The following is a 16760-nucleotide window of genomic DNA, read 5'->3' as shown; positions in this document are numbered from 1 at the left end:
GTCGCGATCTGGCTTTTCGGGGTGCGGAAGGTAAAAAGGCCCGACGAGGATCGCCGGGCCTTTAGTGAAACAGAAACGCTTAGCGCGTCAGCGTCTTAGAGACCGGTGCGCTGTGGTAGTGCGCGTCGGCTTCCGCGAAGCGTGCGGTCATGGAAGTTGACGGGGCTTTACCCATCAGGCTCACCACCACGATACCGATGCTGGCAAACAGGAAGCCCGGAATGATTTCATACAGGCCAAGCAGCTCGAAATGTTTCCAGACGATCACCGTGACGGCACCGATTACCATGCCGGCCAGCGCGCCGTTGCGCGTCATGCGCGACCACATCACCGAGAACAGCACTACCGGACCAAAGGCCGCGCCGAAACCGGCCCAGGCGTAGCTCACCAGACCCAGCACGCGGTTTTCCGGGTTCGCCGCCAGGGCAATTGCCACCAGCGCCACCACCAGCACCATGATACGACCCACCCAGACCAGCTCGCGCTGGCTGGCACCCTTACGCAGGAAGGCTTTATACAGGTCTTCCGTGATAGCACTGGAGCACACCAGCAGCTGACAGCTCAGGGTGGACATCACCGCCGCCAGAATTGCCGACAGCAGGATACCGGCGATCCACGGGTTGAACAGGATCTGCGCCAGCTCGATAAACACACGCTCGCTGTTCTGGTTCACCGCACCGGCCAGCTCAGGATGGGTGGAGAAGTACGCAATACCGAAGAAGCCAACTGCGACCGCGCCGGCGAGGCAGAGGATCATCCAGGCCATGCTGATACGGCGCGCGCTGACGATAGTGTGATGCGAGTCGGCCGCCATAAAGCGTGCAAGGATATGCGGCTGACCGAAGTAGCCCAGCCCCCAGCCCAGCAGCGAGACGATAGCCACGAAGTTAAGCCCTTTGAGCATATCGACGTTTTCAATGCTCTTCTGCTTGATCACTTCCAGCGAATCGCCGAAACCGCCGACGGTTAATACCACGATCACCGGCGTCAGGATCAGCGCGAAAATCATCAGGCTGGCCTGCACGGTGTCGGTCCAGCTCACCGCAAGGAAGCCGCCGATGAAGGTATAGATAATGGTGGCTGCCGCCCCGGCCCACAGCGCGGTTTCGTAGCTCATGCCAAAGGTGCTTTCGAACAGGCGCGCACCCGCCACAATGCCGGAGGCACAGTAGATGGTGAAGAACAACAGGATCACCAGCGCCGAGATAATACGCAGCAGGCGGCTTTTGTCCTCAAAGCGGCCGGTGAAGTAGTCCGGCAGCGTCAGGGCGTTATTGTTGGCTTCGGTGTGCACGCGCAGACGCCCGGCCACCAGCTTCCAGTTGATCCACGCCCCGAGAGTCAGGCCGATGGCAATCCAGCTTTCGGAGATCCCGGAGATAAAAATGGCACCCGGCAGGCCCATCAACAGCCAGCCGCTCATATCAGACGCGCCAGCAGAGAGCGCCGTAACGAATGGCCCCAGGCTACGACCGCCTAAAATATAATCATCAAAGTTTTTGGTTGATCGCCATGCGATAAAGCCAATCAGGATCATGCCAAAGATATAAACAAGAAAAGTCACCATCATCGGTGTGCTTGCGGTCATGGACGTTCTCCAGGTTTTTATTATCCGATCCCGCTGCCGGAACCGGTTTTCCCTCTGCGGAACAGAGTGGTGTCGTTGTCGTTGTAATCTGTGGGGGCAGTATCCTGCCGGATGCGTTTTTCAATCACAATCGATTTAACACAACGTTTACAACAATTACATCCCCTACCCTATACAACTTTCATATAGGTTGTACCCGCTCACAATTTTTCCGGTTGCACCGTCGGAAAGTGTTAAGCAGCCCGTGAAATCTGACATGAGCTCGATTACCACATGGGTAAAAAATCAGTTAATCCGTTAACAATCCATTCATTTTTCAGCTTGCTGGCGACATCACACTTCCGCAGGTTGCACAAAGTTGCAACATGATAGATATTGCCTGCTATCCCAGTCTCTTCGGGGTTGAAGAGCATAAGAAACAGGAGCTACAGGCATGGGCACCACGACAATGGGTGTTAAGCTGGATGACGCGACGCGCGAACGTATTAAAGCGGCGGCATCAAAAATCGATCGCACGCCGCACTGGCTGATTAAGCAGGCGATTTTCAATTATCTTGAACGACTTGAAAGTAACGACGGCGTGCCGGAACTGCCGGCCCTGCTGGCGGGCGCAGGCGCAGAAGCGGAAGATGCGCAGTCCGCGCTGCCCGACGAGCCGCACCAACCGTTCCTCGATTTTGCCGAGCAAATTCTGCCGCAGTCGGTAACCCGCGCTGCCATTACCGCCGCCTGGCGTCGTCCGGAAACCGATGCCGTCTCCATGCTGCTGGAGCAGGCTCGCCTGCCGCAGGACGTGGCGGAAAAAACCCATAAGCTCGCCTGGAATCTTGCCGATAAGCTGCGCAGCCAGAAAACCGCCACCGGCCGTGCCGGGATGGTGCAGAGCCTGCTGCAGGAGTTCTCGCTCTCTTCCCAGGAAGGCGTGGCGCTGATGTGTCTGGCGGAAGCCCTGCTGCGTATTCCTGATAAGGCCACCCGCGACGCCCTGATCCGCGACAAAATCAGCACCGGCAACTGGCAGTCCCATATCGGGCGCAGCGCCTCGCTGTTCGTTAACGCTGCCACCTGGGGGCTGCTGTTTACCGGGCGCCTGGTGTCTACCCACAACGAAGCCAGCCTGTCGCGCTCCCTGAACCGCATCATCGGCAAGAGCGGCGAACCGCTGATCCGCAAAGGCGTGGATATGGCGATGCGCCTGATGGGCGAGCAGTTCGTTACCGGGGAGACCATCGCCGAAGCGCTGGCCAACGCCCGCAAGCTGGAAGATAAAGGTTTCCGCTACTCTTACGACATGCTGGGCGAAGCGGCGCTCACCGCAGCCGATGCCCAGGCCTATCTGGTATCGTATCAGCAGGCGATCCACGCCATCGGCAAAGCCTCCAACGGACGCGGCATCTATGAAGGGCCTGGCATCTCCATCAAGCTGTCGGCGCTGCACCCGCGCTACAGCCGCGCCCAGTACGATCGCGTGATGGAGGAGCTGTACCCTCGCCTGAAATCCCTGACCCTGCTGGCGCGCCAGTATGATATCGGTATCAACATCGACGCCGAAGAGGCCGACCGGCTGGAGATCTCTCTCGATCTGCTGGAGAAACTCTGCTTCGAGCCGGAGCTGGCGGGCTGGAATGGCATCGGGTTCGTTATCCAGGCCTACATGAAGCGCTGCCCGTTCGTGATTGATTACCTGATCGATCTCGCGACCCGCAGCCGTCGCCGCCTGATGATCCGTCTGGTGAAAGGCGCCTACTGGGACAGCGAGATCAAACGCGCCCAGATGGAAGGCCTTGAGGGCTATCCGGTCTACACCCGCAAGGTCTACACCGATATCTCCTATCTGGCCTGTGCGAAAAAACTGCTGGCGGTGCCGAACCTTATCTATCCGCAGTTCGCGACCCACAATGCCCACACCCTGTCCGCTATCTATAACCTCGCCGGACAGAACTACTACCCGGGACAGTATGAATTCCAGTGCCTGCACGGCATGGGCGAACCGCTGTACGAGCAGGTGGTAGGAAAAGTGGCTGACCGCAAGCTTAACCGTCCGTGCCGCATCTATGCCCCGGTGGGCACCCACGAGACGCTGCTGGCCTACCTGGTACGCCGTCTGCTGGAGAACGGGGCCAACACCTCGTTTGTGAACCGCATCGCCGACGCCACCTTGCCGCTGGATGAGCTGGTGGCGGACCCGGTGCAAGCGGTGGAAAAACTGGCGGCCCAGGAGGGCCAGGCCGGGGTTCCCCATCCGAAAATTCCGCTGCCGCGCGACCTGTACGGCAGCGAGCGCGTCAACTCCGCCGGGCTGGATCTGGCGAACGAACATCGTCTGGCCTCGCTCTCCTCTGCCCTGCTGAGCAGCGCGGCGCAGAAATGGGAAGCGAAACCGATGCTGGAAGCGCCGGTGGCGGACGCGGAGATGACCCCGGTGATTAACCCGGCAGAGCCGGGCGACATTGTGGGTTACACCCGTGAAACCAGCGCGGAAGAAGTGAGCCTGGCGCTGGATAACGCCGTGAACAGCGCGCCGATCTGGTTTGCGACGCCGCCCCAGGAGCGTGCTGCCATCCTGGAGCGCGCCGCGGTGCTGATGGAAGACCAGCTGCAGACCCTGATCGGCATTCTGGTACGCGAAGCCGGAAAAACCTTCAGCAACGCCATCGCCGAAGTGCGCGAAGCGGTGGACTTCCTGCACTACTACGCCGCCCAGGTGCGTGAAGATTTTGATAACGAGACCCACCGTCCGCTCGGCCCGGTAGTCTGTATCAGCCCGTGGAACTTCCCGCTGGCTATCTTCACCGGCCAGATTGCCGCCGCGCTGGCCGCAGGTAACAGCGTACTGGCGAAGCCCGCAGAGCAGACGCCGCTCATTGCCGCGCAGGGCGTAGCGATCCTGCTGGAAGCCGGTGTGCCGCCGGGGGTAGTTCAGCTGCTGCCGGGCCGCGGCGAGACCGTTGGCGCAGCGTTGACCGGAGATGAGCGCGTGCGGGCGGTAATGTTCACCGGCTCCACCGACGTAGCCACCCTGCTGCAGCGCAACATCGCAACCCGTCTCGATCCGCAGGGGCGTCCGACACCGCTTATCGCCGAAACCGGCGGGATGAACGCCATGATCGTTGACTCCTCGGCGCTCACCGAACAGGTGGTGGTGGATGTTGTGTCCTCGGCGTTCGACAGCGCCGGTCAGCGCTGCTCGGCGCTGCGCGTGCTCTGCCTGCAGGAGGAGATCGCCGACCACACCCTGACGATGCTGCGCGGGGCAATGGCGGAGTGCCGCATGGGCAATCCGGGCCGCATCACCACCGATATCGGGCCAGTGATCGATGCCGAAGCCAAAACCAACATTGAGCGTCATATTCAGGCGATGCGCGCCAAAGGCCGTACCGTGTTCCAGGCGGTACGCGAAAACAGCGCGGATGCCAAAGAGTGGCAGTCCGGCACCTTTGTGCCGCCAACCCTGATTGAGCTGGAAAGCTTTGACGAGCTGAAAAAAGAGATCTTCGGGCCAGTGCTGCACGTGGTGCGCTACTCCCGTAACCAGCTTGAGAGCCTGATGAAGCAGATCAACGCGGCGGGCTATGGCCTGACGCTGGGGGTGCATACCCGCATCGACGAAACCATCGCTCAGGTGACCGGGTCTGCACACGTCGGCAACCTCTACGTGAACCGCAACATGGTCGGTGCCGTGGTGGGCGTGCAGCCGTTCGGCGGCGAAGGGTTATCCGGTACCGGACCCAAAGCCGGCGGGCCGCTCTATCTCTATCGCCTGCTGGCCAGCCGCCCGGACGATGCGCTGCAAACCACGCTGAGCCGTCACGACAGCCAGCGCAGCGTTGACGCGCAGGTGAAAGCCGCGCTCCAGCAGCCGCTGGAGGCGCTGGTGAACTGGGCGGCGGATCGCCCGGCGCTGAAGGCCCTGTGCACACGCTTTGGCGAACTGGCGCAGGCCGGTACCCAGCGCGTACTGCCCGGCCCCACCGGGGAGCGCAACACCTTTATTCTGCTGCCGCGCGAGCGCGTACTTTGCCTTGCTGACAACGAAGAGGATGCGCTGGTTCAGCTCGCCGCCTGCTGTGCAGTCGGCAGCATGGTGCTGTGGCCGGAGGACGATCTGCATCGCCAGCTGGCGAAGCAGCTGCCGCCTGCGGTCAGCGCGCGCATCAGTCATGCCCGTCCGGATAGCCTGCTGAATATGCCGTTTGACGCTGTCATCTATCACGGCGATTCCGATCAGCTGCGCACCCTGTGCGAGCAGGTCGCGGCCCGCGAGGGGGCAATCGTCTCGGTACAGGGCTTCGCCCGCGGCGAAACCAACCTGCTGCTGGAGCGCCTCTACCTGGAGCGTTCCCTGAGCGTGAACACCGCCGCCGCCGGCGGTAACGCGAGCCTGATGACAATCGGGTAAGGCTTCGCTACTCTGACAAGGCTCCTGCAACGGAGCCTTTTTTTATGGAGATGCACAATGAAAACGATCGCCCCTCTTTTGCTGACGGGTCTGTTAATCAGCGGTACGGCGCTGGCTGATGACTGCGAAAATGCATCCACTCAACTGGAGCTGAACCAGTGCGCTGCTGGCGAGTATCAGCAGGCGGATAAAACCCTGAACGCGACGTACAAGAAAGTGATGGCGCGCGCCAGCGAAGCGCAGCGCGAGATGCTGAAGCAGGCGCAAAACGCCTGGCTGAAAGTGCGCGACGCGGACTGCACCTTTATCAGCTCGGGCGTGGAAGGCGGCAGCGTACAGCCGATGATCCACAGCCAGTGTCTGGCGGACAAAACCAACGAGCGCAACGCGTTTCTTGACTCGCTGATGCAGTGCGAAGAAGGCGATTTAAGCTGCCCGCTGCCGCCGCAGGGGTGATCAGCGCACGCGGATCCCTTCGATAATCATGCGCTGGACGTTGGCAACCGTCCGGCTGAAAAACGCCTCATCCTGCAACGTTACCCCGCTCACGGCCTCCACCTGGGTGGCGAAATCAGCGTAGTGCTGCGTCGTCGCCCAGATCATGAAGATCAGCGCGTGGGCGTCCACCGGCCCCAGTTGGCCGCGCGTTACCCAGCCGTCGATGATCGCGGTTTTCTCATCTATCAGCGCTTTCAGATCGCCGGTCAGCTCAGCCATCAGCAGCGGCGCACCCTGCAGCATCTCAAGGCAGAACAGCCGTGACGCCTGCGGGTAATCGCGGGATACCTCCAGCTTCAGCCGGATGTACTCCCCGATAGCCGCCAGCGGCTGCAGATCGCTGCGAAACGCTTTTAGCGGTGCCAGCCAGATATCAAGAATTTGTTTGAGGACGGCGACGTACAGCGCCTCTTTTGAGGGGTAGTAGTAGAGGAGATTGGTTTTCGAAATGCCCGCGCCTTCTGCGACCCGTTCAAGGCTGGTGCCGTGCAGGCCAAACTGGGAAAACAGCGCCAGCGCTGCGTCGAGAATAGCCCCTTTTTTTGCAGCCGTCGCCGCGCCGCGCTTACTGCCTGCTTTTTTTGCGCCTGATGACATGCGCTGACTCCCTGATGTGTTTCGAAAAGCATAGCAAAAGCCAGACGGTGAGACGACGGCTTATCCATTATTAAACGTGGCGGAAGTTGAGCGAATCATCAGGGGGATAATCAGAAAAGAAAAACAATTAAGCGGGAGACAAACAAAAACCGCCGGGATAACCCGGCGGCTGGGACGTGGCATCGTATCAGTATTGCTCCACGATGCCTGATTTCACCTGGTCAACGCACGCTAGCTGCTGCGTCCGCCGTGGCTACTTTTGCCCCCTTTTTTCCCAGCTTCTGAGGCGCGTTGCGGGTCATTTTTAAAGTTACCGCCGCTCTGCTGGCCACCTTTACGGCCTGCTTCTGATGCTCTGTCACGATCTTCAGCGAAATTACCTGAACCACCACGATGGTTTGCCATTTCGTACCTCCGGTTGTGTGAAACATTAGTCATCATATTGCATTCAGTAAAAGAGGATTCTTTCACCTCATGACGGCAGGTGATGCATTATCGCCGCCACGTGAACTAATCCTGGCTCAACCCGCGTAATCTGCCAGTCTGCGTTAATATTCTGCAACATCAAATTGCCCGATTCGTTGATTTTTCCGCGTCACGATTCATAAGCGATTCTTATCATTATTAAATTACGGCGTCAGGAAAATGTTTCTGAGTGCGACAACCAGACGGTAGCCAGATAAACCCTAATTATTTCAATTATTCAGCCATTTTTTTGGCACTCCTGGCGGAACGTCATATCTTTAAATGAGCGCAGCGCACTGCTGCCCCCCTTAATGCAACGCAGGAGAGAGCTGATGGCGAAGATTCTGGTGCTTTATTATTCCATGTACGGACACGTCGAGACGATGGCGCGTGCGGTAGCGGAAGGTGCGGAAAAGGTTACGGGTGCGGAAGTGACCATCAAGCGCGTTCCGGAAACCATGCCGGAAGATCTGTTCACCAAATCCGGCGGCAAAGCCCAAAACGTTCCGATAGCAACGCCGCAGGAGCTGGCTGATTACGATGCCATCATCTTCGGCACGCCAACCCGTTTCGGCAATATGTCGGGCCAGATGCGTACCTTCCTCGACCAGACCGGTGGCCTGTGGGCGTCCGGTGCGCTGCATGGAAAAATTGCCAGCGTCTTCAGCTCTACCGGCACAGGCGGCGGGGAAGAACTCACCATCACTTCAACATGGACTACCCTTGCACATCACGGGATGGTAATTGTGCCGATTGGATACGGCACTAAAGAGCTGTTTGATATTTCACAGGTCCGCGGCGGCACCCCCTACGGTGCCACCACTATCGCTGGCGGGGACGGTTCTCGTCAGCCGAGCCAGGAAGAGCTGGCCATTGCCCGCTATCAGGGCGAATACGTTGCGGATCTGACGGTAAAACTTAAGGGCTAACTGAAATCACAGGAGATAACTATGCCAACACAAGAGTCGAAAGCACATCGCGTCGGTGAATGGGCGACGCTTCGCAATACATCCCCTGAGATCGCAGAAGCGATTTTCGAGCTGGCGGATTACGATGAAGTCCTGGCGGAGAAAATCTGGGAAGAAGGCAGCGATGAAGTGCTGATCGAAGCCTTTAAGAAAACCGATAAGGACTCGCTGTTCTGGGGCGAGCAGACTATCGAACGTAAAAACGTTTGACGGTGTGAAAAAAAAGCGGGGCTAATCCCCGCTTTTTTTATTTTGCGACGCTGATGGTATATTTCAGCAGGTCAAAGCCGACCAGGCTGTCAGGCAGCATATCTGCCGGATACATGTCCGAGGCAAAACTGTAGACCTCGATTATTCCGCCTTTTTTTGCCATCTCGATTGCCTGTTTGAGCATGTAGGGTAATGAATCGTTGAACACCACCGGGAAAGTTTTCTGCGGTGCCACGGTTCGGCCATCAAGCCAGGCCTGGGTAAGCGTTACTTTTAGTTTGTCATCCTGTTTAACTGCCCTTCCGCCCTTTTTCTTCTCCACAAAGAACATAGTGCGGTTTTGTTTGAGCACGTTTTTTCCCGCCAGCGTGGACTGCAGCGTAGCGTAGCCGCGATCGTAAGCCGCTTTCTCTTTTGCCGACATTTTTTCTGCCAGCGCCTCATAGTTTTCATCCAGCTGCTTTGCGTTCATCTGGCTGGTGCCAGTGATGCTGTCATTCACCCCGGCCAGTAGTGCGGTTTTATCTACTTCAAGTCCAAGGGCTTTTTGTAGCTTAAGCGACTTTTCAATGCCTTCTGAGAGAATGATCCCCGCCGCATACGAATGACGCTGCAGTGGTGTGTTAATGCTGGCCGGCGCAGCTTTAGGTGGCTGGTTGACCTCTTCTGGTTTTGTTTTCAACGCAGCCAGCTCGGCCTTCAGCGCCGTTGCTTCGTCCTGACTGGCTTTCAGGCTGGCCGCACGTTCGTTATCCTTTGCGACAGCTTGTGTCTGCAGATCTGCGTTCTGTTTAGTACGCTCATCCAGCTGTTGCTGCAGCGCCGCCAGCTTCTGCATGCTGGTTTTTTCGTTATTTTTCGCAGCTTCTAGCTGCGGAGTAAGCTGAGCAAGCTGCGCGGAAAGGTCGGCAAGCTGAGTCTCTTTTTGCTTCATGTCCTGTTGCGCGGCGGCTTGCGCCGTTTTCTGCTCATCCCGGAGTCTGGACAGTTCACCCTGAGTCGTTTTCAGGGACTGTTGCGCCGCGGCGAGCTGCTGTTCTATCTCATCGCGCTGCTTCGCCAGCTGCTGCGCGCTGCTGCTCCCAGCGCTGAGCTGGGATTCGCTCTCTTTGAGTTTTGCGGTCAGGGTTTTGATGTCCTGCTGCGCCGCAGCGAGCTGCTGTTCCATCTCGTCGCGCTGTTTCGCCAGCTGCTGCGCACTGCTGCTCCCGGCGCTGAGCTGCGATTCGCTCTCTTTCAGCTTCGCGGTCAGGGTTTTGATGTCCTGCTGCGCCGCAGCGAGCTGCTGTTCCATCTCGTCGCGCTGTTTCGCCAGCTGCTGCGCACTGCTGCTCCCGGCGCTGAGCTGCGATTCGCTCTCTTTCAGCTTCGCGGTCAGGGTTTTGATGTCCTGCTGCGCCGCAGCGAGCTGCTGTTCCATCTCGTCGCGCTGCTTAGCCAGCTGCTGCGCACTGCTGCTCCCGGCACTGAGCTGAGATTCGCTCTCTTTGAGTTTTGCGGTCAGGGTTTTGATAGTGTTTTGCGCGGCGGCGAGCTGCTGCTCCATCTCATCGCGCTGCTTAATCAGCTGCTGCGCGCTGCTGTTCCCGGCACTGAGCTGGGATTCGCTCTCTTTGAGTTTTGCGGTCAGGGTTTTGATATTGTTTTGCGCGGCGGCGAGCTGCTGTTCCATCTCGTCGCGCTGCTTAATCAGCTGCTGCGCGCTGCTGTTCCCGGCACTGAGCTGGGATTCGCTCTCTTTGAGTTTTGCGGTCAGGGTTTTGATGTCCTGCTGCGCCGCAGCGAGCTGCTGTTCCATCTCGTCGCGCTGCTTAGCCAGCTGCTGCGCGCTGCTGCTCCCGGCGCTGAGCTGGGATTCGCTCTCTTTGAGTTTTGCGGTCAGGGTTTTGATGTCCTGCTGCGCCGCAGCGAGCTGCTGTTCCATCTCGTCGCGCTGCTTAGCCAGCTGCAGCGCGCTGCTGCTTCCGGCGCTGAGCTGGGATTCGCTCTCTTTAAGTTTTGCGGTCAGGGTTTTGATGCCCTGCTGCGCCGCAGCGAGCTGCTGTTCCATCTCGTCGCGCTGCTTAGCCAGCTGCTGCGCGCTGCTGCTCCCGGCGCTGAGCTGGGCCTCGCTCTCTTTCAGTTTTGCGGTCAGGGTTTTGATAGTGTTTTGCGCTGCGGCCAGAGATTTCTCGAGCTCGTCGCGGCGGCCGTTTAACTGTTGTGCCCCGGTGTGCTCGCTCTGAAGTTTTGCCTGAAGCGCTGTCAATTTATCATTGAGGGAGTAGTTTTCCTCCTGTGCTTCCCTCAACGACTCCTCAAGCTCACTGTGCCGGGCTTCCATACGCTCAACAGCATCCGCCCGTGAACCTGATGTTTTCTGTGCCTGGATTAACTGAGCACTAAGCGCTTTGTTATTTGCCTGCTCAGTTGCCAGCGCCTTTTCCAGCTCGCGGCGGCGCGCGTCATCCTGCCGTTTTCCTGTGGTTGCGTTCGATTCAAACTCGGCGATTTTTTTGCGCAGCGCCTCGTTATCAGCCTTTGCAGCAGCTAAAGATGCCCGCAGAGTAGTTTCCTGCGATTTGACCGTTGCGCCACCGCGTTTCGCGGACGCCAGGTCTGCGGCCATCTGCTGATTCTCTTTTTGTAGCGCGCCCAGTTTTTGCTGTAAGCCAGCAGCATCGGTACGCTGCAGCATTAACGCATCCAGACGGGCCTGCAGCGTTCGGTTCTCAATCTGTAGCTGCTGCAACGCCTTATCAGCACCGGCTTTTTGCGGCGGGACGGCGGACTGCTCGCGTTGTTTGATTTTTCGCTGCAGCGTATCGATCTCATGTTGTAGCGCCTCGCGTTCAGCCGCTGCATCGGCACCATCACGCTGGCTTAATTCGGCGACCTGATTTTCCAGCCCGGCGACTTGCTTTTTGAGCCCATTATTTTGATTACGCAGCCGTTGTAGCTCCTGCTTCGCACCAGGCGCAGCAGATGAGGACGAGCGTGTCGGGGTAGCTGGCAGCGGCTTGACTTGCTCAATATCAAGCCCCTGCACAGTCGAGAGGAAGGCGTTGTCCGCCTGGGCTGCAATCGCCTGGCCGAACGGAAATGCAGGCACGACAAGCGCGCCCACGACTATCATGCGGATATGCCAACTTAAGATTTTCATCCCTGCTCCTGCCCGACCATCCTGGCCTTTTATTTACAAAGTAGTGTTTAGTTTGCGCTGATCATGGCGCCTTTCTTCAGCTCTTTTAACAGCAGCTGCGAAATCGTGTTACAGCTGTCATTCACGCGATACTGATAAAGCGGCGTCATCAGGTCGGTAGTAGATGTTGAGAGCTCACCGGCGATGCTGGCGTATGACTGCGTGGCCCGCAGATTACGATAGAGTTCATCAACGGAGGCGCGATATGCGCCGTTACGCAATTTCGCCAGCTGCTTTGCTTCAACCAGACAGCTGCTCAGACGGGCTTTAGTCGCCGGATCGACCTGCGCACTTCCTGCAGTTACGGTGCTTTCACTGCCGGCCAGTGCTGGTTGTGGAAGCGGAGAAGACGTGGCAGAAGCGGTACGGGCGGGCGTGGTGCTGGAAGAGGTATGGGTTACCGCAGGTTTCGGCGTTGACTGACGGGATGCCGATGACGTGGAACTGCCAGTATGTGCGCACCCGGTCGCAGCTAACGCCAGTACCATCGCAAGCATTTTTATTTTCATCGTTAAAATGTTCCCTTCGACCCTATTTGCAATAGACGCAACAATCACAAATGCGATAGCGCATTTGTGACTGAAAACCAACATCAGATTTAATTAAAGCCAGCTAACTCGTTGAAATGTGGTGCTTCTGGTTATACTAATACAAACATATAACATTCAGGTAGTTACTGAAGGCAAAAGATAACCTGGCGCCCTGGCAAAAACAATGCCGATATTATTAAAATAGTAAACTATCAGATTTGTTTTACATTTTCTCCGGCCTGGAAATTATGGCGCAGGCGGATATTGGCATTCCCGGCAGCCAGAATACATCGCTTCACAGTTAAATATCTATTATTTGATAAGTAATAATTAACAATGCTGTCGAGTGAGAAATTAATTTTTAATAATTTGCTGTGACCTACTCCTCAGAATGAAAATAAACTTAATTTTTCATTATAAGAAACAGAGGGTAATGAGCAGACAATAAAACGGAGAGGGAAAGCAGAAAAGAAAAAGGGCCTGACATAATGTCAGGCCCTGTTCCGCATCTGGCGGAAGCGCAGAGATTCGAACTCTGGAACCCTTTCGGGTCGCCGGTTTTCAAGACCGGACATTTTACTTGCAATTACATGGACTTAGCTCTTAGTACTGGAATAACATCACCATGAAAAAATCATATTTATCATTCAGTTAAAATTTCACTCCCTTCGTTATTCCAATGTTTTCCGAGCACCTATAGGCTGAATGATTTCTAACTCATGCTTATAAATAAAACCACAACCAGTAAAAAGGCTATGTAGAACAGCGCTTGAAATAATAGCGCAATCGACTGATAAACCACCCCGTGCACAGCTGGCTTGTTTCCGGAATGAGGCTGTGAGCTGTGTGCCGCAATAGCCATACGTATCTTTAACCTAAGTCTTTTAAAGGGGAACAGAGAAATATAAGCTTCGTAAAAATCATTTATATTGATTTGATGAATGCTTTCATACCCTATCTCTTTAGCTAGTCCATCCCTCAACTCTATGCTTTTTTCATATGCTGCTTGCTTTTCCTTTGCCAACTCATCCATCCTCACAGTTACTGCCGCTGAGATTGATACAACAATTGCATAATACTTTGCAATGAATCCCGCTAGTGCGGATAGAGTCAGAAAGAAAACAGCCAGGTTAAAACCTATTGCACCTAAATATGGTAAGATCTTATCAATATTCGAAATTATAAGTGTTGCTGTTGCTCCAACTCCTACAAGCATCCATATGCTGAACTTATCTAAAGTAGTAGTGGATTCAATAGTTGCCAAGCTTGCACTATCTATAAGCCCTTTATGAAAGTTTTGATGAATAATTTCGTCATATGCTCTCAGATCTTCCTCAACTTTTTTGATATATTCGTCCATTGGGAACAGCCTTATATTTGATTTATGAATATTTACACCAACGAATGTTAATAAAACTGATGTTTCTTGCTTTTTAATTATCTCACAACAGGTATATCTGTTAGCTTAGTTGTATATGCTGGTGAAAGCATCTTTCTTTTCATCTGCCAGGGCTGCTCTATGCCCTGCCCTGCAAACTGAAGTGTTCCCCTGCCGTAACGATGATTCATACCATCAAGCAATTTCATCAAAGCTTCGCTGTTCTCTTTCGGGGCGTTATCGTCAAACAGATTCAGCTGTGCAATGCCCTGGCTATAGAAGTCACCGAGCATAACACCGGCTTTTTGATACTGGTGTCCATCTTCCCAGATTCGATCCAGGCATGCGGTCGCCGCACCGATAATGTCACGCGTATCCTGAGTAGGCACCTGCAGCTGTGTAGCTGCGCTATTGCCATAATAAACCTCGCCGGCAGCAAAGGGACTAGTTTTCACGAATACCGAGATATAACGACAGAATTGATGCTCGCCACGCATCTTCTCAGCAGCGCGGCTGGCATACGTGCAAATCGCTTCTCGCATATCTTTGTAATCGCCTATACGTTCACCGAATGATCTGCTATTAACGATCTCCTGCTTTAAAGGTGCGAATTCTTCGAGTCCGAGACAAGATTCACCGCGAAGCTCGCGAACGGTACGCTCAAGCACGACACTGAAATGCTTCCTGATGAAACTAAGATCGGTATCTGCCAACTGCAGCGCTGTACTTATGCCCATAGAGCTCAGCTTCATGGCAATGCGTCGACCAACGCCCCAGACTTCTTCCACCGGGAGCAGGTGCATCAATTTCCGTTGACGCTCTATGTTAGATAGATCGACGACTCCCCCCGTCGCTTTCCATGTTTTAGCAGCGTGGTTCGCTAATTTTGCTAGTGTTTTTGTCTGAGCTATGCCGACGCCCACCCGAAGCATGGTGTGTTGATAGACTTTGTCTTTCAGTTCTTTACCGAAGTCGTGCAGGTCGCGGCAATTTCTCACTCCCGACAGATCACAAAAAGCCTCATCGATGCTATACACCTCCACTCGCGGGCAAAGCTGCTCCAGTGTTGTCATTACTCGCTGGCTCATGTCGCCGTACAAGGCATAGTTAGAGCTAAAGCAGATAACTCCGCTGCGCCGAAATTGCTCTTTCATTTTGAAATAAGGCTCCCCCATCTTAATCCCGAGAGCCTTAGCCTCAACTGAGCGCGCAATCACGCAGCCGTCGTTGTTCGAAAGAACCACTACCGGTTTGCCGAGCAGATCGGGCCGCCAGACTGTTTCGCAGCTGCAGTAGAATGAGTTAACGTCAACGAGCGCAAACATCACATTACCGGGCAGTCATCTACGAACTCGCCCGACCTCGCGTCATTGATAATGTGGGTGATCACGCCCTTTACCACCGCGTGAGATGTGTCGTCTTCAGCATCGTAATGCTCAAACTGTGATGGGAAATCGAGGTCTTCTAGCCGAGGTGATGGAGAGAGACGCAGACGTCTGATAGCTATCTGCCCGCCTAAATGGCACATCACGATTGACCCGTCGTATGGCGTGGCCGAGCAGTCGAGAATAAGCAGAGCGTCTTTGCTAATAGATGCACGCCAGGAGCTTACCTCAGACTTCAGAATGTATGTATACGGCTTGTTGAGCTGACACAAATCATCGATTGAAAGCGGCTTATCTACATAATCCTGCGCGGGAGACTGAAACATATCAATGCCCCCCGTTCGGATTGAAGAGCATGAAGGTTCTGTTCTCACCTTCTGTTTTCGAGACATCACGGAATGTAGAGACGGACATCTCGATCCACTGATTGGCCTCGCGACAGCTCCATTCGTAATTGACTTTTTTAAGCTGCGCAACGAAATCGTCTGTCGTTACTGTCCGGCGACCGTTAGCCTCAATTTTCACTGCCGCATCAAAAGCGCACCCTATCTCGTATCTTCTGCCCATACCGACCTCCTCATTTGTCATTGCTGTATACATATACAGTAGATTTACTCATTGAGGAGATCAATACGAAGCGGCCTATCAATTCGAAGCGCAGTCCGATAGGTTTGGCGTAGGTGTTATTGCCAAAAACAACGTCCGACAAGTTTGTGCCACAAGCAGACGTTGCTTGGGGAGCAGGTCACTTATTTGAGCGGGCTAAAGAAAGAATGAGACTAGTGGCAGATTGTATGATTTGTAAACTAAAAAAAAGCGCAACTTCTAAGATCGCCTCTCAACACCCGCCATATATAGCGTCAGAAGTTAACTTTGTTCTGGGTCAAAAAAAACGTAAACATGATTGATGCAAATCACTATATATAGAACATAGAATGCAGACGAACCCAACAAATAGTTCAACACATACGTTTGTAGGTAGGACCTCTACCGGTGATTTTGCCAGAGATCACTCATCAGTTCGTAGAGGCAGAATATGGTGGTAAGGCATTACTCGAATTTGCCCCTCCGGAGTACTAAGTGATGATAACAATGGAAACCACCCTCATGCGGAATAAAACGAATGAAGATTCGAAGTTTGACCTGCGTGTTAATCCTCGCCATTGTGGGAAATCTCATGGCCGGGCAGGGTAATTGGTCTGTAGAAGTCAATTCTATCAAAGTACATATCAGCAAGAAGTGATTGTTAAAGATACAAAAAAACCACCTGCCAGGGTGGTTTTTTTGCACCTTCTCTCTCGATGCGAGGAAAGCTTGGTAAGGCATTACTCGAAAAAGATTATGCCTCTCTGACCTTCGTGGGCGCAATGCAAAATTTTGGATTGCACAATCCAAAATGTTGATCTGGTTCAACACTCACTCAGTATTTCAATACATCCTCATGATTAAAAATACTTTTTCTAATTTATATTTTCCTGATTAACTGATCTGTTCCCGGTTAACTATTACATGCCAATGTTAGTCCGACGTCCCTGCGGTTATGACAAATGCGAACTTCCGC

Annotated in this window: 13 protein-coding genes; 4 read left to right on the top strand and 9 right to left on the bottom strand. The window is 54.6% G+C overall.

Going from position 1 to position 16760, the window contains the following annotated elements; translation table 11 throughout:
- Positions 1–79 precede the first annotated feature (79 nt).
- The gene (gene putP / locus KFZ77_RS07015) at positions 80–1588 is read right to left on the bottom strand and encodes a sodium/proline symporter PutP (RefSeq protein ID WP_031520099.1); all 1509 of its coding nucleotides are present in this window, start codon (positions 1586–1588) and stop codon (positions 80–82) included.
- 433 nt (positions 1589–2021) lie between these two features.
- On the opposite strand from putP, the gene putA reads away from it, so the two are divergent.
- Positions 2022–5987: a trifunctional transcriptional regulator/proline dehydrogenase/L-glutamate gamma-semialdehyde dehydrogenase gene (putA, locus tag KFZ77_RS07010; protein ID WP_264385832.1), complete on the top strand. Its 3966-nt coding sequence runs from the start codon at positions 2022–2024 to the stop codon at positions 5985–5987.
- Between the two features lie 57 nt (positions 5988–6044).
- A complete protein-coding gene (locus tag KFZ77_RS07005) occupies positions 6045–6443 on the top strand; it encodes a lysozyme inhibitor LprI family protein (protein WP_264385831.1) in 399 nt (132 codons plus the stop codon).
- Here the strand turns inward: KFZ77_RS07005 and rutR are convergent, their stop codons facing one another.
- A complete protein-coding gene (gene rutR, locus KFZ77_RS07000) occupies positions 6444–7082 on the bottom strand; it encodes an HTH-type transcriptional regulator RutR (RefSeq protein ID WP_031520105.1) in 639 nt (212 codons plus the stop codon).
- Between the two features lie 231 nt (positions 7083–7313).
- Positions 7314–7487 carry a con-10 family general stress protein gene (locus KFZ77_RS06995; protein WP_031520107.1) on the bottom strand — a complete coding sequence of 58 codons (174 nt, stop codon included), beginning with the start codon at positions 7485–7487 and terminating at the stop codon, positions 7314–7316.
- 392 nt (positions 7488–7879) lie between these two features.
- Between KFZ77_RS06995 and wrbA the strand changes: the two genes are divergently transcribed.
- Complete coding sequence (gene wrbA / locus KFZ77_RS06990) at positions 7880–8476, top strand: NAD(P)H:quinone oxidoreductase (RefSeq protein WP_264385830.1); 597 nt, start codon at positions 7880–7882, stop codon at positions 8474–8476.
- A 21-nt stretch (positions 8477–8497) separates the two neighbouring features.
- Positions 8498–8725 carry a YccJ family protein gene (locus KFZ77_RS06985; protein ID WP_031520111.1) on the top strand — a complete coding sequence of 76 codons (228 nt, stop codon included), beginning with the start codon at positions 8498–8500 and terminating at the stop codon, positions 8723–8725.
- A 37-nt stretch (positions 8726–8762) separates the two neighbouring features.
- Here KFZ77_RS06985 and KFZ77_RS06980 read toward each other — a convergent pair whose 3' ends face one another.
- From KFZ77_RS06980 to KFZ77_RS06960, 6 genes are all read right to left on the bottom strand, one after another.
- On the bottom strand, positions 8763–11867 hold the full coding sequence (locus tag KFZ77_RS06980; protein WP_264385829.1) for an FKBP-type peptidyl-prolyl cis-trans isomerase N-terminal domain-containing protein: 3105 nt from the start codon (positions 11865–11867) through the stop codon (positions 8763–8765).
- A 47-nt stretch (positions 11868–11914) separates the two neighbouring features.
- Positions 11915–12415 carry a hypothetical protein gene (locus tag KFZ77_RS06975; RefSeq protein ID WP_264385828.1) on the bottom strand — a complete coding sequence of 167 codons (501 nt, stop codon included), beginning with the start codon at positions 12413–12415 and terminating at the stop codon, positions 11915–11917.
- Between the two features lie 733 nt (positions 12416–13148).
- Positions 13149–13796: a hypothetical protein gene (locus KFZ77_RS06970; protein ID WP_264385827.1), complete on the bottom strand. Its 648-nt coding sequence runs from the start codon at positions 13794–13796 to the stop codon at positions 13149–13151.
- A gap of 77 nt (positions 13797–13873) precedes the next feature.
- A complete protein-coding gene (locus KFZ77_RS06965) occupies positions 13874–15139 on the bottom strand; it encodes a Y-family DNA polymerase (protein ID WP_264385826.1) in 1266 nt (421 codons plus the stop codon).
- Positions 15139–15525, bottom strand: coding sequence for a HumD family translesion DNA polymerase (locus KFZ77_RS19805; RefSeq protein WP_455431293.1), 387 nt, complete (start codon positions 15523–15525; stop codon positions 15139–15141). The genes KFZ77_RS06965 and KFZ77_RS19805 overlap by 1 nt, the downstream gene beginning before the upstream one ends.
- 1 nt (position 15526) lies before the next feature.
- Positions 15527–15766: a DNA polymerase V gene (locus KFZ77_RS06960; RefSeq protein ID WP_264384078.1), complete on the bottom strand. Its 240-nt coding sequence runs from the start codon at positions 15764–15766 to the stop codon at positions 15527–15529.
- Positions 15767–16760: the final 994 nt, after the last annotated feature.

The sequence above is a fragment of the Siccibacter colletis genome, assembly GCF_025914095.1.
Lineage (GTDB): Bacteria > Pseudomonadota > Gammaproteobacteria > Enterobacterales > Enterobacteriaceae > Siccibacter > Siccibacter colletis.
This window is presented reverse-complemented; position numbering and strand designations above follow the sequence as displayed.